This is a genomic window from Streptomyces sp. MNU89, from assembly GCF_020982505.1.
Taxonomy (GTDB): domain Bacteria; phylum Actinomycetota; class Actinomycetes; order Streptomycetales; family Streptomycetaceae; genus Streptomyces; species Streptomyces xinghaiensis.
This window is the reverse complement of the sequence record NZ_JAJKLL010000001.1, coordinates 4,945,829-4,968,817: the sequence shown is the minus strand read 5'-3', so window position 1 is coordinate 4,968,817 and position 22,989 is coordinate 4,945,829. Positions and strand designations below refer to the sequence as shown.

Here is a 22,989-nt window from a genome sequence, read left to right as displayed (position 1 = left end):
CGACCGCGGCCCAGCGGGTGGCGAGGATGCGGGTGGCGCCGCCGGCCAGATCACCGAGCAGCGTGGGGACGAGGGCGGGGCCGCCGTCGCCGCGTTCCCGCTCCAGCCAGGGCGGGTCGGCCGGCGCCCCGGGGGCGGGTGTCCGCGGCGGCCCCGCCGTCCCACGGGGCCGTGCGGCCGGTGGGCGGTCCCCCGTCCCGGGGCGGGCCGCCGCCGTGGCCGTCGCCGTCGCCGTGGCTGTGGCCGTCGCCGTCTCCCCAACCGGCCCGGTCCCACGGGTCGTCGGCCGTACCGGCGGCGGCTCCGGAGGAGACGGCGGAAGCGGCCGTGCCGTTGGCACCCGCGGAACGCCGTGCGCCGGCCGCCCCGGCGTCCTGGGCGGCAAGGCACTCCTCGGCCGTGTCGGCGAGCCCCCGTACGAGCCGGGCGACGGCGCGGGCGCCGTCCGAGCAGTGGTAGCGGGCGTCGGCGAACAGCCAGTCCTGCACGGCCGTCTCGGCCAGCAGGCCGTCGATGCCGTGGAGGCTCCGGGCCGCGGACCGCACATCCGTCCGGTCCCACCAGTCGTCGACGGCGGCCGTCCAGTCCCGCAGGACCAGGGCCACCGAACCGGTGACGGCCAGGCCGAGCGCCGCCGCGCCCGCCCAGACCGGCGGGTCCAGCAGCGTTCCGGCCAGCCCTCCCGCGGCACCGCCCGCGAGGCCGGCGACCAGCCGCAGCCCCGAACGCGTGCTCCCGCCCCCGTCCAGCGGACGCGCAGGGGACCGGTTGGGCCGGCGCCGCAGCATCAGCAGGGTGAGCAGCGCCAGGCCGAGCCCGGTCAGCGGCCCGGACACCCAGCCGGGGCCCGGCCACAGTCCGGCCACGAACGCCAGGAGCAGCACGGGAGCGGCGTGGGCGAACGCCGGACCGTCCGGCCCGAACGGGAGAGGCGACGCGAGCTCCTCCGGCATCCGCTCGGGACAGATGTCGTCCAGCCGGGCCAGCCGGGCCGCGCTGCCCGCCGGGGCGGAACGGTCGGACAGCGCGCCCAGCCGGGCGGCGACCGAGCGCAGCGGCAGCCCGGCGGCGATCAGCCGCTCGGTGTAGGCGCGGAGCCCCGGGCCGACCGCGCTCCGCGACGCCTCGGGAAGTTCCGGCAGATCGATGCCGCGCTGCAGGAGGCCGCTGCGCTGCTCCGCGCTGAGCCGGTCGCCGCCGCCCTCGCTCAGCGCCTCGGCGACGCACCCGCGGTAGGCGCCGAGCGCGTCGGCGAGGTCCGCGAGCCGTTCGGGGAGATCGACGGTCCGGCCGCGCCCGAACAGCCCGGCCGGGCCGCGCACCTGCTCGTATCCGTCCTCGGCGTCCCGCAGCGCCCGCTCGCAGGCCAGCCGCCGCGTCTCGGCCCGTCCACCGGGGACGAGCCAGTTGCGGCCGGCCAGCGCGCGGGGGACCGCGTCGCCGATGAGGTGGCCGAGTGCGGCGGGGACGGCGTCGGCGGGACCGGCGTCCGAGCCCGGCGCCCCCTCGACGGCGAGGGCGGGAGGGGGGACGTCCTGGCCGGTCAGCTCCTCCAGCGCCTGGCGCCAGGCACGGGCCTTGGCCTCCTCCGTCAGATCGTGTTCCAGCACGCGGGCCGCGGGGACGGCCACCCCGTGCGGGACCTCGGCGATCCCGCCGAGCACGGCGCGGAACACCGAGAGTTCGGAGAGGAGTTCGACCATCGGGCGCAGGGCCTCGTCGACCGCCTCCGGGCCCGGCTTGCCGATGCGGCCGCCGGGGCCGTCCCCCCTGCGGGCTCCGCCCCCGCCACGGCCTTCCCCGGGACCCGGCTCCGTGCCGTCCGCCCCGGCGAACGCGTCGGGGATCCACAGCACGCCCGCGGCCCGCAGGACGTGCGGGAGGAGCAGTTCCCGGGAGTCCGCGCCGCCGTACGCCAGACAGAGCACCTCGGCGGGGCCGTGGGAGTAGAGCCGCTCGTAGTGGACCTGATGGTCCATCAGGTCGGATGCGTCGTCGAGGACGAGGAAGCAGCGGGTTCCGGCGGCCGGCGTCCGCGCCAGAGCCTCGCGCACCCGGGCCTCCAGGGCTACGGGGGTCTGGGGCCGGCCGCCGCGGTGGCCCAGGTCGACGCGGACCACCGGCTCCGCGGCGGACCGGCGTTCGGTGCTCACAGCCGCGTCTCCTCGTCCCCGCCGGTCCGGCGGTCCCGGCCGTCCCCGTGGCGCCGGCCGTGGACCCGGGCGGCTCCGTGGCGCCGGCCGCCTCCGTCGTCCCAGTCGTCTCCGCGGGCCCGGTCGTCTCCGTTGTCCCGGTCGTCTCCGGAGGCCCGGTCGTTCCGCCGGGGCGGATCGTCCCAGTCGCCGCTGTCCCAGGGCTCCTCCTTCGGGGCCGGTTCCGGGGCACGGCGCGGGGCGCCCTCATCGCGGTACGGCTCCTCCGGGCGGTACCGCTCCTCCGCGCGACGCGGCTGCTCCGTCCGGTGGGGCTCCTCCGTGTGGTAGGGCTCCTCCGTGCGGTATTGCTCGCCCCCGTGGTGCCGATCGTCCGTCCGGTACGGCTCGTTCCAGCCGTCCGGCTCCTCCGCGCCCGTGTACGGCCCGCGTCCGCCGCTCCCCGCGTGGGGCTCGTCCCGGCTCCCGAGGTACGGCTCGCCGCCGCCCCCGTGCGGTTCCCCGCCCTCGTACGGGCTCTCCGTCCCGTATCGCTCCTGCGTCCGGTACCGCTCCCCCGTCCCGTAAGGCTCCGCCGTCCCGTACGGCTCCGCCGGCTCCCGCGAGGGCCGGGGTGGTGCGGGCGGTTCGTGGTGCGAGCCGTTGTGGCGGCGGTGCGGGACCGCCGGCTCGGGCTGCTGCTCGGCGCCCCCGTCCCAGGGCCGGCCGGGCGGACCCGGCGGCCCGGTGCGCGGGCCGGCGGGCGCGGTGCGCGGCGCCGGCGGCCGGGACGCGGCCCCGGCCTCCCGGCCGTACCGGTCGTCGAGGGCCCGCAGCGTCGGCCTGGTGGGCCGCATCACTCCGGGGAAGCGCAGGTCGAGGGCGCCGTTGAAGGTCGTCTCCCAGAAGTCCCGCAGGGGGACGAGCCACTCCTCGTCCTCCGCGGCGAACTCACCGGACAGTCCGTCGAGCAGGGCCCGCTGCCGGGGCGCCACCTCGTGCACCAGTTTCCGGAAGAGCGGGGACGGGGCGGCGTTCCGGGTCGTCAGGCCGTGCGGCTGGGTGCGCATCAGCCGGTCGCAGACGTCCTCGATGATCTGGCCGCCCTCGTCCAGCAGGGCCCACTGCTCGTAGGCGCGCAGCAGTCCGGCCCAGCTGGACAGGCCCTCGTCGAAGGACTCCAGCCGCAGGGTCATCGTGGCGGAGTCCCGGTCCTGGAGCCGGATCCGGATGCGGTCGGGGGAGGCGGGGTCGCCCTGGACATCCACCTGCCCGTTCCACACGGCGCACAGGATGCGGTGCAGGATGCGCCGCCGGTCGTCCTCCGTGCTGGCCAGCCAGTCGTCCCGGTATCCGAGCCGCTGCCGCCAGTGCAGGAAGTCGCCGCCGCCGGCCGCGTCGCGCGCCTCGGCCCAGAGCCGCAGCGAGTGCCGCACCTCGGACACGTCGGTGAGGCTCATCCCGCTGCGGAACAGCACGACGGTGATGGCCTCCGCCTCCACCGCCCGGCACTCGGGCGCGCCGGCGGTGTCCCGGGGCAGGTTGAGCTCCTGTTTGAGGTACTCGGCGGCCCGCTTGTCCGCCTCGCTGCGCGGATGGACGATGAGGGCCTTCAGCGGGCCGCTGCCGTCGGGGGAGAAGCCGACCGGCAGCAGTCCGGCGAGCTGGGAGCGGAACTGCTCCAGCCAGCGGCTGTCGACGGTCGCCTCCGCGTCCTCGTCCCCGGCCGCGGCCCGGAGCAGCACGCCCAGGGAGGGCAGCAGCGGGCGGTCGTCCAGGGCGCTGGTCTCACCGAAGAGGGTCTTGACACGCCGTTCGAGGACCTGCTTGATCTCCTTGACGGCGGCGCGCGGGGAGCGGCGCACGGCGTCCAGGGCGCGCTGCCAGTCCTCGGGCTGCACCAGTTTGGCGAGCAGGGTGGCCGGGTCGGTGTTGTCCGGCAGGCCGCCGTGCCGGACCAGCCGGTCGAAGACGTCGTCGTAGAAGGCCCGCAGGTTGTTCTGCGGAGGCAGCAGGTAGGACACGCCCGTGCGGTCGTCGCGGTAGAGCTCCTTGCGGCGCTCGGCGAAGAGTTTCCGCTCGTCCTCCTCGTGGGCGCGCAGGGCCCGGACGAGTTCGCCGGTCTCCTTCAGGGCGCGTACCAGCGGGGGCCGCCAGCGGGACTCGTGCTCCTTCCAGGCGCGGTGCCACTGCCGGTTGGCCCGCCACCGGTACCAGGCGTCCTGTTCGCCGATCGCCTCCTGGACGTCGGGGTCGCCCCAGCGGGCCGGGACCATGCCGCCGACCCCGCCCTTGATCCGCGGGATCAGCGGGGCGGACGAGTCGACGCCCTCCGGCCGCTCCGGGTCGTTCTTGCGGTTCTCCAGCATTCCGGCGAATCCGGCCGCGGCCGTCCGCTGCGGGTGGCCGGGGAGCCCGGTGAGGACGCGCTCCAGCCGGAACGGCCCGAGTTGGCCGAGCAGTTCGCGGGCTCCGGTGCCCGGTTTGAAGTCGTCGACGAGCCGGGAGATGTCCCGGTCCAGTTCGCGGTCGAGGCGGACGAGGCCGTCCTCCATGTCGCCGATGCGGTCCCGCAGGGCCTGGGCGATGGGCTTGCTCCCCTTGGGCAGCGGGTCGGGCGCGGGGGTTCCGGGTGCCTCCCTGGTCCACAGCCGGCCGATGCCCGACCGCAGGAACATGTCCCGGACCAGCTCCGTGCCGTCGTCGCGGGGCCGCCGGGCGTCCTCGGCCATCCCCCGCACGGCCTGGGCCAGCAGCCGGCCGGCCACGATCTCCGCCAGGTCGTCGACCGGGACCGTGAGCGAGGCCGCGAGGCTGGTGGACATGCCCCGGTAGCCGATGCCGGAGTGGGAGGGCGTGGAGCGCTCCACGCTCTTGTTGACGAAACTGGCGGCGAACGACTGGTAGTCGCCCTCGGTGCGCCCCTGGGTGTTCTCGTCGCCCAGTTCGGTGCCGATGAGCGACATCACCATCGCGGTGATGGACCGGCGCAGGTCCTCAGGCCGGATCACCGAGGGGCGGCTGAACAGGAAGGCCGTCTGCATGGTGGAGGAGCGCAGCTTCACCAGACCCTCCACCGGGTAGCGCACCCCGGCCCCGGCGCGCGGTTCGACGTCGCCGAGGTCGGCCTGCGCGTCGGGTGCGTTCTGGTCGTCCACCAGCCGGGAGAGGTCCACCAGGGCCCGGGCGGAGTTGAGTTCGGCCTCCCGTCCGCCGCCGGCCTCCGGCGGGAAGGCGGAGGGCATCACCACCAGCGGGTAGATCTTCACCCCGGGGACCTTGGACCGGCCGAACTCGTGCCCGATGAGATGGATGAAGTCGTAGAAGATGCCGGCTCCGGTGCCGCCGGCCACGGAGAACGCCACGAACACGTCGCAGCCGCGGATCTGCCGGCCGCCCATCTCCCGCAGGTCGCCCGCGGAGTTGCCGATGGCGCCGACGGCCGCGCGGAGCTGCCGCAGGACGGGCTCCAGGCCGCTGCGCAGGGTCGCGAAGAGCGCGGCCCGGCCCACGGTGGGCAGCTGGCCGGCGCCGTTGTGCAGCGGCGCCACCCGCGGCTGCCGCTGCTCGGGCGGCAGCCAGGAGCGGGTCTCCTCGTGCAGGGCGACCCGCAGCATGCGGGTCACCTCCGGGGAGCTGTCGTAGCCGGTGGGCAGCAGATCGTGGATGGCGCGTGAGGTGCGGGTGTACGCGGCGGCCTCGGTGCCCTTGGCGCTGAGGTGCGGCAGCCGGTCGAGTTCGGACTCGCTGAAGTCGGCGTAGACGAACTGGAGGCAGTCCGGCAGCTGGAACGGTGCCCTGCGGCCGTCGGCGACCAGCTTGGTGCCGTCGGGGCCGCACAGCTCGCGGCGCAGGCCGCGCTCCAGCTCGGCGCCGATTTTGCCCCCGGTGCCGCCCAGGCCGACGAAGAGCATGGGCTGGTAGATCTTCATGTTGGTCTCCCGTGGGGCCGCCTGGGGACGGCGGCCCGTCGTGACTCAGAAATTCGGGTCGAAGCGGCTCGCGCCGGCTCTCCGCTCACCGGGGGACGGGGATCCCTCCCCGCCGCCGGGGTGCCGGCTGTCCGTACCGCGGTCCCCGGGGCCCGACGGGGACGGGACGGGCCCGGCGCCGTCACCGGACCGTCCGGTCCGGCCCGTGCGGCCGGGCCGCCCGGGGGTGCGCCCCCACCGCCGGCCGCCGTCGCCCCCGGAGGCGCTGGAGCCGCGGCCGGGCCGCCGGGAGGCCGCGGACCGCCGGTCGTGGAAGACGATCTCCAGTCCCTCGCCGAGGGAGGCGGAGCCGCCGGGGGACAGCGGGATTTCCCGCCCGCCGTCCGGCCGGAACAGGAACTGCCCGGAGGCGGAGCGCCGCAGCCGGTGCACGGCGGCCGCTCCCGGCCCGGCGCGCCGCAGGCCGGGGGCCGCGCCCCGGGCCCGGTCCACCGTGAAGCGGAACTCGCCGCCGGAGCTCTGCCCCGGGCGGACGGTCAGCTCGTCCGGCCCGATGCCGTCGCCCCGCAACTCCAGCCGGACGCCGGTGAGGTCGCGCCGCCGGTTCCGCGCCCGCAGCCGCACGGCCGCGAAGGCGGCCAGCCCGAGCAGCAGGACGGCGGCGGCGAGGAAGGCGCCCCACCACTCGTCCCAGAGGGTGGGCACCGGCTCGACGACGACGCCGATGAAGCTGTTGTCGAGGACCCGGCCGTCGTCGTCCGCGTCCGCGACCGTGATGCGGCCCCCGATCTCCCCCGGAGCCACATCCGGGTCCAGGGAGAGCGTGAGCGGGACGCTCTTGCGGCCCTCCGCGGGCACCTCGACGGTGGCGGGGGTGATCCGCACCCCGCCCCCCGGCGGGCGGTCGGCGAGGGCCAGGCGCAGGGTGTGCGCCGTGGAGTCGCTGTTGCGGACCTCCAGCCGGCCCCGCACCTCGCCGCCGGGGTGGACGCTGCCCCGCTCCACGGTCAGGGCCGCCTTGACCGGCGGTGTACCCAGGGTGACGCGGGCGTTGAGCGGCCGCCGGTCGCCGGTGACACCCGGCGCGGACATCCCGGCCCGCAGGGCGAGATCGCCGTCGGCGCCGTCCGGCACGGTGAGGGTCCCGGTGAAGCGGACGTCCCCGGCGCGCCGGTCGGGCCCCTTGCCGTCGTCGGTGAGGGGGACGGAGAACGGGTCGAAGCCGCTGCCCGAGAGCCGCGCCGAGACCTTGATGCCCTCCAGCTGCTCCGGATCGTCGATGACCACGCCGCGCCGGGTCTGCATCCGCACCTCGACGACGGTCTTCTCGCCCGGGCGCGGCGAGGCCGGGTCGAGGGTGACGGCGGAGCGCAGCTTGCCCTGCCAGATGGCCCGCACCGTCACCTCGCGGTCGCGGTGCCCCTCGGGCGCCTCCAGGTGCACCCGCCACGTGCCGGGGCGGGGGTTCTTCACGCGCAGCGCCTCGACCGGGCCGTTCTGCCCGGTGGCCTCGAACACGGAGCCGTCGAACGTGCCCCGGGTGGGGACCTTGCGGCCGCGCGGATCGTAGTAGGTCGCCGTCACCTTCGGATCGTGCTTGCTGACGGTGATGGAGCCGTCGGTGGCGATCTCGGGGATGGTGACCGTCAGATCGGCGGGCGGTTTGCCGACCGTGCCCTGGGCGACCCGGGCGCAGCGCGCGGCCGCGAAGGTCTCCTGGAGCACCTTGCCGATCTCCGCCGAGCCGTCGAGCACGCGGGGCCGGGGCCGGGCGGAGGGCAGGTCGGCGCAGCCGTTGCGGTAGCCTCCGGCGGCCATGGCGGTGAGCATCTTCCGGTCGACGTCGCCGAAGCCGAGCGGCCAGATCTGCACGGACTCCTCGCGGGCCCGGGCCAGTTGCTCGGCGAGCTGCTCCTCGGCCTCCTCGGTGCGGCTCCTCGGGTCGTCGCCGTAGGCCCGGCTGTCGCGGACGTCGAGCCGGCCGTCGGTGAGCAGGAAGACCACCTTCGGCGTGGCCGGCTCGCCGTCCTCCGTCAGCCGGTCCAGCGCCTGCCGCAGGGCGGCGGGGAAGTCGGTGCCGGGGCCCATCTTCCGTTCGTCCCGGCGGGACAGTTCCTTGACGCAGTCGCTGAGATGGTCCCGTCCCACGGCGTCGGCCACCGTGAGCTGGCAGACCTCGCGCACCGCGGACTGGCCGGGCTTCTCGGAGCTGCCGAAGCCGATGACCGTGGCCCGGGAGCGTTCGGATATCTCTCCCTGGGCGATCAGCGCGGCGGCCTCGACCTCGCGGGCCAGGTCGTCGGCGGAGAGGCTCTTCGACTGGTCGACCACCACGGCGAAGTCGACCGGATCGGCGCCCTCGGCCGCCGCGGCGCGGGTCCCCGCGGGGGCGGATGCCACGAGCGGAGCGGAGGCCGCGAGCGGAGCGGGTGCCCCGGGTGCGGCGGCCGGGCCGGCGGCCGTCGTGGCGGCCACGGCGGCCAGGCCCAGCAGGGCCCCGGCCAGTGTTCTCGTCCTTGACGTGTTTCTCATCTGAACCGTCTCTCACCACAGCCATGGGGAAGGGCCGGCGCCACGGTGGGCGCCGGAGCGCGGCCGCTTCCGGGCGGCCGCCGGTACGCGCCGGGGGCGGCGCGGCCGGGCGCGGGCCGGGCCGGCGGCCGGGGACGGCGGTGTCCCGGGGCGGGGCCGGGCCGGCGCCGGGTTGGGCACCGCGGGTCTCGTCCGGGTGCTCATGTGTCGTCCCAGTCGTCGAAGTCGGCGCTGGGCCGGGAGCGGCGGCCGGCGCCGCCCCACTGCTCCTCGCGTTCGCGCTGCTCCTCGCGGGCGCGGCGTTCCTCCTGGGCCCGTTCGGCGGCGGACTCGACGCGCGTCGGGCGGTGGATCCGGGGTTCCTCGTCCCAGGGCGGCAGCTCCGGCTCGGGCGGGCGGCCGCGGTCGTCGCGGTACGGGCCGGGGTGCCGGTCCCGGTCGTCGTGGTACCGGTCCGGGTCCCGGGGGCCGTCCCCGTTCCCGTGGTTGCCCCCGTCCTCCTCCCGGAAGCCGCCCGGCCGCTCGTCCCGGTACCGGCCCGGGCGCCCGGGGCGCGGGCCGTCCTCCAGTTCCCGCCGTGCCGGGCCCGTGGACAGCACCCGGTCGGTGACTCCTCCGATCACCCCGCCGGTGCTCTCCCGCAGATGCTGGAGTACCTCGTACATGCCGTCGTCGATGTCGTGGCGTTCCAGGATTCCCCGGTCGATCAGCCGGTTGAAGAGATTGATGAAGTCGGCCTGGCCCTGCCGCTTCTCCTGCCGGATCGCCTGGCGGATCTCCCACTCCTTCTCGGGGTTCCTCGCCATGTGGTAGATGATTTCGGCCTCTTCGCCCCGTTTCAGCACGGATTCCAGCTCGGCCGCCCGGTCCCGGGCGAGCCGGCGCTGGTGGGCCTCCCTGCGGCGCTCCGCCTCCGCCTGCGCCTCTTCCGTCGTCATGTCGAAGTGGATCTCGTCGCGCTCGCCGAGCCGCTGCCGGATGGGGTCGCTGAGGTCGACGAACACCCGGGTCGTGAGGCGCAGTCCGAGATCGCGGCCGAGGTCCGGGTGGCCCGCCGCCAGCTCCGCCCGGACCGCCTCGTCGGCCCGCTGGGCCTCCGTGAGCCGGAACCGGCGCGACACCTGGCGCAGCCCGTACAGCAGTTCGCCCTCCAGCAGTTCGCGCAGGTCCCAGACGCGCTTGCTGACGACCGTGTACGGGTCCTCGACCTCCCAGTGCACCTCGGCCCGGGCGTCAAAGAACTGCGCGTCGCCCGCGGCCGGGAGCCGGAGTTCGAACACCGTCACGTTCCGGCCGAGGAGCACCTCGAAGACGGTGAACGGCTCGCGGAACCAGGGCTTGTCCCGGTCCTCCCGGCGGTCCGGCCACACCACGCTGTGCCCGCCGTTGCCGTACAGCAGCACGGCGGCGATCTGGCCGCTCCGCCGGGTGTAGGGCGGCGCGCATTCCCGCACCAGCGGGCCCGCCGGGCGCCCCTTCAGCCGCTCGTCCTGTTCTCCGCCCGCACCGGCGGCAGGCTCTGCCGTGGTCATCTCCCGCCTCCTTCTCCCACCGCGTCCCACATCAGGCGGGCGTCGTCCTTGTCCAGGGGTTCGTCGCGGTCGCGGACCAGGCGCGCCAGGAGATGGCGCAGCCGGTCGCGGTCCCTGCGCTCCACCGCGATGCGGCGCAGCAGATCGCAGGCGAGCTCCCGCTGCTCCGCGTCGCCGGCCGACCGGCGCAGGAGCGTGCCGAGGGTGTCGAGCGCCGCCTGTCCGGAGCGGGCGGTCGACAGGGTGTGCCGCACCAGGGCGGCGAGGGCGCCCGCCAGCTGCGGATGCGCCGCGGGCACCGCGAGGACCAGCGGCTTCCGGCCGTGCCCGGCCGCCGGTTCGGCCGTGTCCGCGAGTCCCCACAGGAAGGTGGCACGGGTTCCGAGCGCCTTGATCATGCTCAACAGGACGAGGTCGGCCGTCTCCGTCCGGCCGCTCAGCAGCCAGTCGGCGAGGCGCCGCACCACCGTCTCCGGCTCGGGCCCGGCCAGCAGCCGGGCGACGCTGAAGGAGGCCAGGGCCGTCAGGTCCGGGTCGTCGCCGTCGCGCACCAGGACGGCCAGCGCGTCGAGCGAGGCGGAGACGGAGCCGGCGGCCATGCCGTAGCCGTGGGCCAGGGCGGTGGTGCTCACCAGTTCCGGTTCCCCGCAGACCGCCCACTCCTTGAGCAGGGCCTGGACGGCGGGCCGCACGGCGGGCTCCCGTGCCGCCTCGGCCAGCGCCGTGGCCGCCGCCATCCGCTGCACCGCGCCGTCGGAGCGCGCCAGGGGGCCGATCAGCTCCCCCGCCCCGTGGACCCAGTCCCAGGAACAGAGCACACCCGCCGCGACGGAGGCCCGCACCCACAGCTGGGGGCGGGGGTCGCTGCAGAGCGACCGCAGCCAGCGGACGAGGGGGCCGCGGGCGTTGTGGTAGCCGTGCCACACCTCCCGCAGCACGGCGGTGGGCAGGGCGTCGCCCTGGAAGCTGATGGCCCGCACCGGCACCCGGGCGTCGCCGAGGTCCAGTTCGGTGTCCTCCACGACGGCCCGGGCAGCGGCCGGCCGGACCTCGGCGTGGGTGCCGAACAGCCGCCGGCCCACGGACGCCTCCGGGTCGAGGGTGGCCGCCATCTCCGCGGCGAGCCGCTCACCGGCCTCGGCGGTCAGGCTGTGGGCGGACCCGTTGAAGACCGCGACGGCGATGCGGAACGCGGAGGTGCTGAGGGAGGGCAGGGCCTCGGGCAGCGTGCCGGGGTTGTCCGCCCCGGCGAACCAGATACGCGCCTGCGCCCGGACGAAGGTGGCGCAGTCGTCCAGCAGTTGGCGGTGCGTCAGCTCACCGCGCAGGCAGCGTGCGAGGTGGTCGGCAAGACGGGCCGCCTCCGCGGGCCGCAGTTCGGCCAGGCCGAGGGCCTCCTTGACGTCCGGCCCGGCGGCCAGCTCCAGGGCCTTGCCGAGGGCCTCCGGGGGCTCGTTCTTCAGCAGGACCCTCAGGTGCCGCAGCAGGACCTGTTCCGCGGGCGGCGGCGGGCAGTACACGCCGTAGCGGCCGCGGAGCATGCGGTCCGCCAGGTCCCCGCTCTCCACCAGCACGATGCCGTAGGCACCGGCCTCGGCCAGCTTGCCCCGGAGGCGGTCCAGGTGGAGTTCGGTGAGGACGGCGCCCGGGGGCCGGGAGCGGGCGCCGGAGCCCGGGCCCCGGGCCCCGTCCCGTTCCGGGGTGGCTGCCTCGGCGCCCTCGGCCTCGGGCACGATCTCCAGCAGATGGCCGTGGCCCCCGGTCACCTCCTCGATCTCGCGGACCCTGCCGCCGGGGTCCAGCCGGATCACGCGGTTGCCGGTCAGCTCGGAGAGCAGGGAGAGTGCCGTGGCCGTACGGCCGCTGCCGCACTCCCCGCACAGCACCAGCAGGCCGCGCTCCCGCAGGCGGCGCTTCATCCGCTGATAGCCGGAGGTCTCGCAGTAGACACCGGCGAGGCGGTCCAGCTCCTCGGCGTGGACGGGCCCCTGGAGCACGGCCGGGCCGCCGCCGGACGACTGGCTGATGAAGTAGTTGCCCTCGAAGTACTGGCCGTCGGTGGCGAAGCTGATGCTCCGGCCCGCCCGCCCGGCCGCGAAGGTGCGGCGCGCCGCGTGCGCCGTACCGGAGCCGCCGGTGCCGCCCGAACTGCTGAGCGGGTTGCGCCCCGCCTGGTCGAAGCGCCGGTCCTCGGGCTGCTCCGGGCCGTCCTCGGGGGTCGGGTTCTCCTCCGGCGCCTCCCCGGAGGACTCGGGCCGGGAGCTGTCCCGCGGGGCGTCGCGGGGGCCCTCCCGGGCCGGGGCGTCTCCGGCCGGGGCGTCCCGGACGGGGGCCGCGTCCTGGTCGCTCATGCGCCGTCACCGGTGTTCCGCGCGGCGTCCGGTTCGCGGCCGTGAGCCGCGCCCCCGGCGGCTTCCCTGCGGATGCCGGTGAACCCCCCGTTGATCACGTTGTTCTCGAAGTACAGGAGATCGCCCCGGGCCGTGATCCGTCTGCCGCCGGGTGTGCCGCCCTCGGGCTCCGCCGGGCCGCCGTCGCAGTCACCGCGGCCGCCGGCCCCGTCGCCGCCCCGCGCCGGTCCGTCCCCGGTGGGCGGTTCCGGCGGCGGTCCCGCCGCCGGGGGACGGGGCGGCCCGGGCGTCCGCGGGATCCCGGGCGCGGGCGACCGCGGGATGTGGAACCAGGCGATCTCGTCGGTCTCCTTGGACCGCACCCGGGCGCTGCGGTAGTGCTCGGGCTCCACGTACCGGCCGCCCTCGGCCACCACGTTCTCGTACAGCCAGTCGGAGACGACCAGCAGCAGGTCCGCGCCGGGGGCGCCGGCCATGATGTCCTTGGCCACCGGGCTGTCACAGAGCCGGCAGGCGAGGTCCACCGCGCGGCCCACCAGCCCCCGGCCGTCGTTCATCACCGGTCCGGCGTTCATCCCGACCCGCAGCCGCAGCCGCTCCGCGCTGCCCGCGTTGTGCTCGCGCAGGCACTGGTAGAGGGTGTCCGCCCAGCGCCCGACCATGAGCGACGGCGGGACCGCCGGGTCGAGCGCGGTGAGGATGCCGTCGCCCCGGTCCTCCTGGTGGAGCCGCCCGGGTTCGACGTCCACCGAGGCGTACGCCTCGCCGAACGCGGCGTACATCCCGTCGCGCATCCGTCTCTTCGCGTGCATCCCGAGCTTGCCCGAGCCGCAGGCGTCGCCGAAGACGACGAGCCTGTTGACCGCTCCCGCAGTGTTCACCCGATCCCCCTGTGCTGTGGTGCCGCGTACCAACGTGGCCGTGAACCGCGCACGGCGATGTAGTCGTTTACACAGTCGGCGCGGAAAACTTCGGCCGCGCTCCCGGCCGCGCTCCGTTCCGCGCCCGCTCCGGCCCGCCGTGCGCCGGTGACGGCGGCCGACGGTCCGTACGGGCCGGCGCCGGCCGGGGCGCGCCGGGTACGGGAACGCAGGGCGCCGCCCCACCGCCCCGGGGGGCGGCCTCGCCGTTCATCCCCCCGACGGGGCGGCTCCCGGGGGAAGGCGGCACACCCCGGCCGAGCGCGGTGGGAATCACCGGCGGATAACGGAATGAATAAATCCGCTCGAACGCATTCACTTTCGGCCCCCCGTGCACAACCTTCCGACCGCCGACGGCCACGGCCCTCGCGGTGTGGCCACTCTCAGCAGCACGCGGGTTGCCCAACAAGGAAGTTGAGGATTCCTCACCCGATGGAGTGAAAATCCGGGCAGAACCCCCAACTCCGGCCGCCCCAGCCGCTAGATGCGCCATCGGGAGGACCGGTACTCCCGTGGGGTCCCGTCATCACGACGCTGCGCTTCCGGTGGTCGAACGCCCGGTCGCCCTCCCGCCGGCTTCGCGCGCCCGGGTCGGCAAAGCTCAGCGGCATGAACCGACTTGAGGGAAAGCGGCCGTGATCACGTTGAGGGAAGGCAGCCGTGATCACGGGCGGAAGTCGCGGCATCGGTGCCGCTGTGGCGTCACGGCTCGCCGAAGAAGGCGCCGACGTCGCACTGACCTACGAGAACAGCGCGGAACGTGCCGCCGAGGTGGTGGAGCGGATCAAGGCCGGGGGCGCCGGGCCGTCGCCGTCCGAGCCGACAGCGCGGTCCCCGAGGCGCTCACCGCCGTGGTGGACGAGGCCGCCGCGACATGGCCGACGGGGCCGAACTCGGAGACGACTGCCGACTCCACCGCTCCGGACCGCTACGCGGAAGCGGCCGAGATCGCGGCCACCGTCGACCGCCTCGCAAGTCCGGACGGTGCGTACATCACCGGAGCCCCGATCCACGTCGACGGCGGCTTCACCGCTCGACCCGCGAACTTTCGCAGCCGGGCCGGGGGCATCGCGGCGCCGGCGGGCCGGGCCGAGGGGCAGGCGCCCTGAGAGCGCGCCGCCCCTCCCGCTGCCGCCACGACGCCGGTGGGCGCCCCGCGCGAACCGCGGAGCGCCCACCGGCCGGGGGGCAGTGCTCAGTCCGCCCAGGGGATCTGCGGTGAGCGGTAGTAGTCGATGCCCAGGGCGTCCCAGCGGGGGCCGTGGGTGGCGATCCGCTGCCGGTAGTCCGCCCAGTCGTGCGTGGCGGCCGGGGACCAGCCCAGCTCCGCGATACCCGGGAGGCGGGGGAAGGCCATGAACTCGATGTTGTCGTTGGTCTCCAGTGTCTCCGACCACATCGGCGCCTCGACGCCCAGGATCTTGTCCTCCGCCACGCCCTGCAGATAGCTGCCCGGGTCCCAGTCGTAGGACTGCTGCGCCTCGACGTAGCCGGCCCAGCTCAGGCCGAGCGGGGTGTTCTCGTCGTACTTCATGTCGAGGTAGGCGCGGTTGGCGGGCGAGAGGATCATGCGGGTGCCGTTGTTGGCGGCGTCCGCGACCTCCTGCTCGGTGCCGGTCGTGCCCCAGTACTGGGCGACGGCGCCCTCGACGGGCTTCGCCCCGGTGATCTGGTGCCAGCCGACGACGGTCTTGCCGTACCGGCCGACGATCTCCTGCGCGCGGTCCATGAAGGCCACGTAGTCCTCGTGCGGGGTGGAGTGGGCCTCGTCGCCGCCGATGTGGAGGTAGCGGCCGGGCGTCAGCTCGGCGAGTTCGCGCACCACGTCGTCGACGAAGTCGTAGGTGATCTCCTTGCCCACGCAGAGCGAGCTGAAGCCGACCTCGATGCCGGTGTAGAGCGGCGGGGCGACGCCGTCGCAGTTCAGCTCCGCGTAGGAGGCCAGGGCGGCGTTGGTGTGGCCCGGCATGTCGATCTCCGGGACGACCTCCAGGTAGCGCTCGGCCGCGTAGGCGAGGATCTCCCGGTAGTCGTCCTTGGTGTAGTAGCCGCCGGTGCCGCCCCCGACCTCCGTGGTGCCGCCGTACGTGGCCAGCCGGGGCCAGGAGTCGATCGCGATCCGCCAGCCCTGGTCGTCGGAGAGGTGCAGATGCAGCTTGTTGATCTTGTAGAGCGCCATCTGGTCGATGTAGCGCTTGACCTGCTCGACGGTGAAGAAGTGCCGGGAGACGTCCAGCATCGCGCCGCGGTACGCGAAGCGCGGCGCGTCGGTGACGGTGCCGCCGGGTACGGTCCACGGGCCGGCCTGGCGGCTGTCCGCCTCCACCCGCTCGGGCAGCAGCTGACGGAGCGTCTGCACGCCCCGGAAGAGGCCCGCGTGGCGCGGGGCGGTGATGGTGACGCCGCCGGGCGAGGAGCGCAGCCGGTAGCTCTCGGCGTCCGCGCCCTTCTCCTCCGCGCCGCCCCGGGCCTGCTTCCCGGCTCCGCCCGCGGAGCCGAGCCGCAGCTCGATGCCGCCGCGGCCGGGGCGGGTGGTGACCGGCAGCTTGTAGCCGGTGGAGGGGCGCAGCACCGAGGCGAGCTGCTCGCCGATCCGCCGGCCCTCGCGCGAACGGTCCACGCGGATCAGGGTCTTGGGGCCAATCCGGTACGGCTTGCCGCCGGCCCGCACGGAGGCGGGTGCGGGCACGAGCCGGTCGAAGCCGGCGGCCGGGGCGGCCCCGGTGGAGCGTTCCGGTGCGGCCGAGGCGGTTCCGGAGGCCGCGGCTCCGCCGGTGACGACGAGCAGTAACGCGCAGAAGACTCTCGCGATGCTTCGGGGTTGTTTGCTGGGTGCGCCAGTTCGTCGCACGACGATCCCTTTCGACGGTGTCTGTCCGTGTGGGTGGAGCGACCGACGGGTCCCATGAGACCGGCGCGCCCGACCCGGGTCAAGGGTGTAGACCAATTTAGGTGTAGACCAATTCGCCGCCCCGGGCCCCGCCCGCCCCGGCGCGGGCCCGCCGCCGCGGTCCCGGCCCCGCGGGCTCCGTACTCCCCGAGCCCGTCCTCCCCGAAGCACGGGCAGACGCGCGGCCGGGAAGGCGGAAACAGCGGAACCACCGCCTCCCGCCCGCCGTTTGACAGAATCCGCACATGGCGGAAATCACCCAGCAGGACGGCACCTGGACCTTCGACGGCGAGACCGTCCGCATCGTGCCCGGTCACGACAGGAGCGTGAGCCTTCTGCGCCGGACCCTCGGCGAACTGGCCGTCCCCCTCGCGGCCGTGGCCGGGGTCTCCCACGAACCGGGGCGCAAGGGCGGCCGGCTGCGGCTGCGGCTCCGCCACGGCGCCGACCCGCTGCTCCAGGTCACGGGCGGCAAGCTGGACGGCGCCAACGACCCCTACCGGCTGGCCGTGGAGTCCGCACGCGCCGACCTCGCCGGGTACTTCGTCGACGAGGTGCGGAACGCCCTCCTCCTGGAGCAGGTGCCCTCCGGCCCCACGGACCGCTATCTGCTGCCCGGTCCGTCCGTGCCGCTGTCGGCGAGCGCCGGGGACGGCACGGCCTCCTTCGACGGCGAACAGGTCCGGCTGGAGTGGAACTGGAAGACGGACGAGTCGAAGAAGTCCGGCGGGCCCCGGGCGATCGCGCTGCGCGATGTGGAGGCGGTGGAGTGGTCCCTGTCGGCCGGGCTGGAGAACGGCTACCTCCGCTTCCTGCCGAAGGGCTCCGGCGCCGTGGCGGGCGGCAGCCGCATGCCGGCCAAGCACGACCCGTACGCCGTCGAGTTGTACGGCTTCCGCAAGGATCCCCTGATGGCCCTGGTCGCCGCGGCCGTGGCCGCCCGGCTGCCCCATCCGGCCGCCCCCGCCGCCGGGCCGGGCGGGACCGCCGGCGGTGCCGCGGGCGGCACCCCGTCCGCCGTGGCCCTGGCCAAGACGCCGGACCCGGTCCCGGCTCCCCGGAACCCGGGCGGCGAGGACCACGACGCACTGCTGCGGCGCCTTCGCGAGCTGGGCGAGCTGTACCAGGCGGGAGTGCTCACCGATGAGGAGTTCACGGCCGCCAAGAAGGCCGTCCTCGGCCGCTTCTAACCGCTTCCCTGCCGCCTTCCCCTCCGTCCTGCCCGATTCCGGGCAGATTTCTTGCACAAGCGGGGCGCCCGCGGCCACTATCAGACGCATGCTCGAACGCCCCGCGTCCCACGACGACCTCGTCGACCATCTGGTCCGCTCCACGCCGCTCCAGCGCGGCGAAGCGGTCCGGGTGGTGCTGGACGTGCTGGCGTACTTCGACGAGACGGTCGAGGACTTCGTCCGCCGCCGCCACCGCGAGCTGCGGTCCGCCGGGCTGGCCAACGCGGAGATCTACGACCGGATCGCGGCGGAACTGCCGCACCGCGCGGTGGCGCCGCCCGAGCTCTCCCTGAGGCAGCTGCGCCGCATGATCTACGGCTGACGGCGGCCGACGGGCGAACGAGCGGGACGGGCGGGGCGGAGCGCGGAGCCCGCGAGCAGAGCAGCAGGCAGCACGACAACGAACGAGGGTCTGGGGTACAGCCATGTGTGGAATCGTCGGGTACATCGGCAGAAGAGACGCCGCTCCCCTGCTGCTCGAAGGGCTGCAGCGGCTGGAGTACCGCGGCTACGACTCGGCCGGCATCGCCCTCGGCGCGCAAAGCGGCAAGGGCGGCAAGGGCGCGAAGAGCGGTGCGCTGAGGACCGCCAAGGCCGTCGGCCGGGTGCGGGACCTGGAAGCCCGCCTCCCCAAGCGCTTCGCCGGCACCACCGGCATCGCCCACAGCCGCTGGGCCACCCACGGAGCCCCGAACGACGAGAACGCGCACCCCCATCTGGACGGCGAGGGCAAGGTCGCCGTCGTCCACAACGGCATCATCGACAACGCCTCCGAGCTGCGCGCCAAACTCCTCGCCGACGGGGTCGAGTTCCGATCCGAGACGGATACCGAGGTCCTGGCCCACCTCATCGGCCGCGACCCCTCCGAGACCCTTGAGGAGAAGGTCCGCGGCGCCCTCCGGATGATCGACGGCACCTACGGCATCGCCGTGCTCCACGCCGGCTTCCCGGACCGGATCGTCGCCGCCCGCAACGGCTCCCCCGTGGTCCTCGGCATCGGCGAGAAGGAGATGTTCGTCTCCTCGGACGTGGCCGCGCTGGTCAGCCACACCCGCCAGGTCGTCACCCTCGACGACGGCGAGATGGCCACCCTCAAGGCCGACGACTACCGCACGTACACCACCGAGGGCAGCCGCACCTCCGCCTCCCCGACCACCGTGGAGTGGGAGGCCGAGTCGTACGACATGGGCGGCCACGACACGTACATGCACAAGGAGATCTCCGAGCAGGCCGACGCCGTCGACCGGGTGCTGCGCGGCCGGATCGACGACCGCTTCTCCACCGTCCACCTCGGCGGCCTCAACCTCGACGCCCGCGAGGCCCGCGCCGTCCGCCGGGTCAAGATCCTCGGCTGCGGCTCGGCGTACCACGCGGGGCAGATCGGCGCCCAGATGATCGAGGAGCTGGCCCGCGTCCCGGCGGACGCCGAGCCGGCCAGCGAGTTCCGCTACCGCAACGCCGTGGTCGACCCGGACACCCTCTACATCGCCGTCAGCCAGTCCGGCGAGACCTACGACACCCTCGCCGCCGTGCAGGAACTGAAGCGCAAGGGCGCCAGGGTGCTCGGGGTCATCAACGTCGTCGGCAGCGCCATCGCCCGGGAGACGGACGGCGGCGTGTACGTCCACGCCGGCCCGGAGGTCTGCGTCGTCTCCACCAAGTGCTTCACCAACACCGCCGTGGCCTTCGCCCTGCTCGCCCTCCACCTCGGCCGCATCCGCGATCTCTCCGTCGCCGACGGCAAGCGGATCATCGCCGGGCTGCGCCGCCTCCCGGAGCAGATCGCCGAGATCCTGCGCGGCGAGGAGCGGATCGCGGAACTGGCCGCGGAGTACGCGAACGCGAAGAGCATGATGTTCGTCGGCCGGGTGCGGGGCTTCCCGGTGGCCCGCGAGGCCTCCCTGAAGCTCAAGGAGGTCAGTTACGTCCACGCCGAGGCGTACCCGGCGTCCGAGCTCAAGCACGGCCCGCTGGCCCTGATCGAGCCGGCCGTGCCGACCGTCGCCGTCGTCCCCGACGACGACCTGCTGGAGAAGAACCGCGCCACGCTGGAGGAGATCAAGGCCCGCAGCGGCCGCATCCTGGCGGTGGCGCACCGGGAGCAGGAGAAGGCCGACCACACGATCGTGGTGCCGAAGAACGAGGACGAGCTGGACCCCGTCCTGATGGGCATTCCGCTCCAACTGCTGGCCTACCACTCGGCGCTGGCCCTGGGCCGGGACATCGACAAGCCGCGCAACCTGGCGAAGTCCGTGACGGTGGAGTGAGGCCGTCCCGTCCGCGGCGGAGTCCGGGCCCGTACCACCGGACGGGAGGCGCCGGGACGAGGGGGCGGGGGCCGGCCCCCGCGCGTGCCACCATACGCGCGGGAGGCGGTCTCCCCCGGGGGCCCGCGCTGCCCTGCGCGCCGGCCCGGATGCCGTCCGCCGGTGACCGTCACGTCCGGACGGCGGCACCACTCTCCAGGTCAAGTACCCGCCACCTGGGCGCATTTCACCCGTACGCGCGAGTAGTTTCCGCACGTCCGGGCGGTGCGCGACGGCGCGGGCCGACGGTTCCGGGGTGCGAGCCCCGCTCCGGGCGGCCCCGGGAACGGTGACGGGATCCGGCCGAGGCGACGGCGGCACACGAGGCGTGAAAGGGGCGCTGGGAAGCAGAGGGGCGCAGCGGGGTTTCGGACACCTCCGTCGCCCGGCGTGTCCGGGCCGGCACCGTCGGTGTGCCACCCGGACCGGCGCACTCCGCGCCGGTCCGCGCCCCCGCCCGGGGCACGGCGGCTCGGGGGCGGCTCAGGGCACGGCGACGACCGGGCGCCGGGCGCGGCGCGTCAGCCGTCCGGCGACCGAGCCGAAGATCCGGCCGGCCAGCCCGTGGGTGGAGCCCACGACGATGGCGTCGGCCGCGTACTCCCGGCCGACCTCCTCCAGTTCGTGGCAGATGTCCCCGCCCCGTTCGACCAGGATCCACGGCACCTCGGCGAGATGGTCCGCGCAGGCCAGCTCCAGGCCGAGCACCTCGGTGCGGTGGTCCGGCACATCCACGAAGACCGGGGGTTCGCAGCCCGCCCAGACCGTGGTGGGCAGCCGGTTGGCCACATGGACGATGATCAGTCCGCTCCCGGTGCGCCGGGCCATGCCGATGGCGTAGGCCAGGGCCCGCTCGCTGGAGGTGGAGCCGTCGAAACCGACGACGACACCGTGCCGGAAGGCGGGATCGCAGGACTGGCGCGTCTCGTCCACCGCTTCCAGGTCCGCCAGTGGATCGGCGACCTGCTTGCGGTCGGCGGGTTCGGGGATCTCGTGACCGGCCATCGGTATCTCGGCGAAGAACGTCCTCTGCGGAGGGAACGGCGGTTGGCGGCCGAGCGGTCGCGGGGGCGGATAGTCCGGGAATCTACTTCCCAAGCCCTTGCCCCAAGGGTACGGCGAGTTCCCCCGCCTGCCCAGGCTCTGCCACCGGGCGGCCCGGGACCGGCAACCGGCGCAGCCGCTGGTGCGGCTTTCCGGGAGCATGCCCGAGGCGGGCCCTCAGCGCAATGTCTGCTGGTCGGCGGCGTGCCCCGGCTCGCCGGCCCCGGGCCGGCCGAGGTCCGGGGATGCCCGGCGGACGGGCGCGGAGGGCCCGGCGGCGGCTCCGCGGCGGACTCCGGCGGCGCGCCGGGCGCCGGAGGGCGGCGGGCGGAGGGCGGCGCCGCACGGCGAGGGGCGCACGGCGGGCGCACACGCGCGTGGGTGGCGCGCTGCGTACAACCGTCTGACTCGAACTGTTGATCCCACTTCTTTTCGGCCAACTTGGCGCTGCAGTGCATCCTTTGCCGACCCCTGCCCCCAACCCCCTTCCCACCTGCGAAGAAAGAGCCGCGAACGGCTCTCGCTCCCTACGGGGGCGGCGTCTTGGCCACCGGGCCCACTTCCCACCGGCGCCATCGAGTGCGACGCTTCGTGATCGAATGCTTTACGCCAAGTTGCCATGTCGACTTAGCGGTGGGTGGTGAACTTGTCTCGCCGACCACATGGGACACAGTAGATTCGATCTTGGCCATTCACGGCGGGGGACTCGTGCAGGACCGAGGGGAAACGTGCAGGTTCGACACTATCGAGGAGCCGCGACCACCGAGGGGGGCTTAGTTCCATGAGCCAGGACTCCACGACCGTACCGGAGGCCGCCCGGAAGCTTTCCGGCCGCCGCCGCCGGGAGATCGTCGCAGTGCTGCTCTTCAGCGGCGGCCCCATATTCGAGAGCTCCATCCCGCTTTCCGTATTCGGAATCGACCGCCAGGACGCCGGCGTTCCCCGCTACCGGCTTCTGGTGTGCGCCGGTGAAGAGGCCCCGCTGCGGACGACCGGCGGACTCGAACTGACCGCGCCGTACGGCCTGGAAGCGCTCGCCCGCGCCGGGACCGTCGTCGTGCCGGCCTGGCGGTCCATCACATCGCCGCCGCCGATGGAGGCGCTGCAGGCGCTGCGCAGGGCCCACGAGGAGGGCGCCCGGATCGTCGGGCTGTGCACGGGCGCCTTCGTACTGGCCGCGGCCGGTCTGCTCGACGGCCGGCCCGCGACGACGCACTGGATGTACGCGCCGACGCTCGCCAAGCGGTATCCGTCGGTCCATGTGGACCCGCGGGAACTGTTCGTCGACGACGGCGACGTCCTGACCTCCGCCGGAACGGCGGCGGGCATCGACCTCTGTCTGCACATCGTGCGGACCGACCACGGGGCCGAGGCCGCCGGAGCGCTCGCGAGGCGCCTGGTGGTACCGCCCCGGCGCACGGGCGGGCAGGAGCGCTATCTCGACAGGTCTTTACCCGAGGAGATCGGCGCCGACCCGCTCGCGGAGGTCGTCGCCTGGGCGCTGGAGCATCTCCACGAGCAGTTCGACGTGGAGACCCTCGCCGCGCGCGCCTATATGAGCCGGCGGACGTTCGACCGGCGGTTCCGGTCGCTCACCGGGAGCGCCCCGCTGCAGTGGCTGATCACGCAGCGGGTGCTCCAGGCGCAGCGGCTCCTGGAGACCTCCGACTACTCCGTGGACGAGGTGGCGGGCCGGTGCGGCTTCCGCTCACCGGTCGCGCTGCGCGGGCACTTCCGCCGCCAGCTCGGCTCCTCCCCCGCGGCGTACCGGGCGGCCTACCGGGCCCGCCGGCCCCAGAGCGGCGCCGAGCGGGCGGACCGCGCCGACCGGACGGAGCGTCCGGAACGCCCGGACAGGCCCGACCGCCCGGAGCGGATGGAGCGCCCCGACCGGCCGGCCGGCGGCGACCCGCGTGCGGACGGTCCCGCGGCGGCCGCCGCCTCGCTGGCGGCCCTGCGCCGCGCGAACGCCGCGCAGCACGGCGGTCACGGGGCGCCGACTGGGGAGCCGTCCCTGCCGGAGGCGGAGACGTACGCCGGGCGGTTCGCGGAGCACGGCGGCCGGGCGGTGGGGCGGTCCTCCGTGCCCGGTCAGCGCGACCGCCCCGTAGGGTGAGG

At 74.9% G+C, this 22,989-nt stretch carries 13 protein-coding genes and 1 pseudogene; 6 read left to right on the top strand and 8 right to left on the bottom strand.

All coding sequences use genetic code 11. From position 1 onward, the window contains the following. Positions 1 to 50: 50 nt before the first annotated feature. From E4N63_RS21305 to E4N63_RS21280, 6 genes are all read right to left on the bottom strand, one after another. Entirely contained in the window at positions 51 to 2,153 is a 2,103-nt protein-coding gene (locus E4N63_RS21305) for a hypothetical protein (protein WP_230241465.1), read from the bottom strand. Further along, on the bottom strand, positions 2,150 to 6,064 hold the full coding sequence (locus E4N63_RS21300; protein ID WP_230241464.1) for a tubulin-like doman-containing protein: 3,915 nt from the start codon (positions 6,062 to 6,064) through the stop codon (positions 2,150 to 2,152). Before E4N63_RS21300 ends, E4N63_RS21305 begins: the two co-directional genes overlap by 4 nt. A 45-nt stretch (positions 6,065 to 6,109) precedes the next feature. Continuing rightward, a complete protein-coding gene (locus E4N63_RS21295) occupies positions 6,110 to 8,596 on the bottom strand; it encodes a vWA domain-containing protein (protein ID WP_230241463.1) in 2,487 nt (828 codons plus the stop codon). A 200-nt stretch (positions 8,597 to 8,796) separates the two neighbouring features. Then, positions 8,797 to 10,128 carry a hypothetical protein gene (locus tag E4N63_RS21290; protein ID WP_125624340.1) on the bottom strand — a complete coding sequence of 444 codons (1,332 nt, stop codon included), beginning with the start codon at positions 10,126 to 10,128 and terminating at the stop codon, positions 8,797 to 8,799. Continuing rightward, positions 10,125 to 12,479: a hypothetical protein gene (locus E4N63_RS21285; protein ID WP_230241462.1), complete on the bottom strand. Its 2,355-nt coding sequence runs from the start codon at positions 12,477 to 12,479 to the stop codon at positions 10,125 to 10,127. Before E4N63_RS21285 ends, E4N63_RS21290 begins: the two co-directional genes overlap by 4 nt. Next, on the bottom strand, positions 12,476 to 13,360 hold the full coding sequence (locus E4N63_RS21280) for a hypothetical protein (RefSeq protein WP_230241461.1): 885 nt from the start codon (positions 13,358 to 13,360) through the stop codon (positions 12,476 to 12,478). The genes E4N63_RS21285 and E4N63_RS21280 overlap by 4 nt, the downstream gene beginning before the upstream one ends. Positions 13,361 to 14,059: 699 nt before the next feature. On the opposite strand from E4N63_RS21280, the pseudogene E4N63_RS31580 reads away from it, so the two are divergent. Next, positions 14,060 to 14,271, top strand: a pseudogene (locus E4N63_RS31580) (SDR family NAD(P)-dependent oxidoreductase); the annotation flags it as partial. Next, positions 14,251 to 14,508, top strand: coding sequence for an SDR family oxidoreductase (locus E4N63_RS31575; RefSeq protein ID WP_374112884.1), 258 nt, complete (start codon positions 14,251 to 14,253; stop codon positions 14,506 to 14,508). The pseudogene E4N63_RS31580 and the gene E4N63_RS31575, both read left to right, overlap by 21 nt. Positions 14,509 to 14,594: 86 nt before the next feature. Here E4N63_RS31575 and E4N63_RS21270 read toward each other — a convergent pair whose 3' ends face one another. Continuing rightward, the gene (locus E4N63_RS21270) at positions 14,595 to 16,250 is read right to left on the bottom strand and encodes a beta-N-acetylhexosaminidase (protein ID WP_228429545.1); all 1,656 of its coding nucleotides are present in this window, start codon (positions 16,248 to 16,250) and stop codon (positions 14,595 to 14,597) included. 284 nt (positions 16,251 to 16,534) lie between these two features. Here E4N63_RS21270 and E4N63_RS21265 point away from each other — a divergent pair, with 284 nt between their 5' ends. From E4N63_RS21265 to glmS, 3 genes are all read left to right on the top strand, one after another. Continuing rightward, positions 16,535 to 17,479, top strand: a complete 945-nt coding sequence (locus E4N63_RS21265) for a DUF4429 domain-containing protein (RefSeq protein ID WP_230241460.1) — start codon at positions 16,535 to 16,537, stop codon at positions 17,477 to 17,479. Positions 17,480 to 17,567: 88 nt separating this feature from the next. Then, positions 17,568 to 17,843: a hypothetical protein gene (locus E4N63_RS21260; RefSeq protein WP_043471389.1), complete on the top strand. Its 276-nt coding sequence runs from the start codon at positions 17,568 to 17,570 to the stop codon at positions 17,841 to 17,843. Positions 17,844 to 17,946: 103 nt separating this feature from the next. Continuing rightward, on the top strand, positions 17,947 to 19,788 hold the full coding sequence (gene glmS / locus E4N63_RS21255) for a glutamine--fructose-6-phosphate transaminase (isomerizing) (protein ID WP_125624344.1): 1,842 nt from the start codon (positions 17,947 to 17,949) through the stop codon (positions 19,786 to 19,788). A 522-nt stretch (positions 19,789 to 20,310) separates the two neighbouring features. On the opposite strand, the gene E4N63_RS21250 is transcribed toward glmS, so the two are convergent. Then, positions 20,311 to 20,832, bottom strand: coding sequence for a universal stress protein (locus tag E4N63_RS21250; RefSeq protein ID WP_125624345.1), 522 nt, complete (start codon positions 20,830 to 20,832; stop codon positions 20,311 to 20,313). Positions 20,833 to 21,652: 820 nt separating this feature from the next. On the opposite strand from E4N63_RS21250, the gene E4N63_RS21245 reads away from it, so the two are divergent. Next, positions 21,653 to 22,987, top strand: a complete 1,335-nt coding sequence (locus E4N63_RS21245) for a helix-turn-helix domain-containing protein (RefSeq protein ID WP_125624346.1) — start codon at positions 21,653 to 21,655, stop codon at positions 22,985 to 22,987. Positions 22,988 to 22,989 lie beyond the last annotated feature (2 nt).

What these genes read in the sequence shown, in the direction of transcription:
- E4N63_RS21290 (WP_125624340.1), bottom strand. Translation starts at nt 10,128, where the DNA reads ATGACCACGGCAGAGCCTGCCGCCGGTGCGGGCGGAGAACAGGACGAG.
- E4N63_RS21265 (WP_230241460.1), top strand. Translation starts at nt 16,535, where the DNA reads ATGGCGGAAATCACCCAGCAGGACGGCACCTGGACCTTCGACGGCGAG.
- E4N63_RS21250 (WP_125624345.1), bottom strand. Translation starts at nt 20,832, where the DNA reads ATGGCCGGTCACGAGATCCCCGAACCCGCCGACCGCAAGCAGGTCGCC.
- E4N63_RS21295 (WP_230241463.1), bottom strand. Translation starts at nt 8,596, where the DNA reads ATGAGAAACACGTCAAGGACGAGAACACTGGCCGGGGCCCTGCTGGGC.
- E4N63_RS21245 (WP_125624346.1), top strand. Translation starts at nt 21,653, where the DNA reads ATGAGCCAGGACTCCACGACCGTACCGGAGGCCGCCCGGAAGCTTTCC.
- E4N63_RS21285 (WP_230241462.1), bottom strand. Translation starts at nt 12,479, where the DNA reads ATGAGCGACCAGGACGCGGCCCCCGTCCGGGACGCCCCGGCCGGAGAC.
- E4N63_RS21260 (WP_043471389.1), top strand. Translation starts at nt 17,568, where the DNA reads ATGCTCGAACGCCCCGCGTCCCACGACGACCTCGTCGACCATCTGGTC.
- E4N63_RS21300 (WP_230241464.1), bottom strand. Translation starts at nt 6,064, where the DNA reads ATGAAGATCTACCAGCCCATGCTCTTCGTCGGCCTGGGCGGCACCGGG.
- glmS (WP_125624344.1), top strand. Translation starts at nt 17,947, where the DNA reads ATGTGTGGAATCGTCGGGTACATCGGCAGAAGAGACGCCGCTCCCCTG.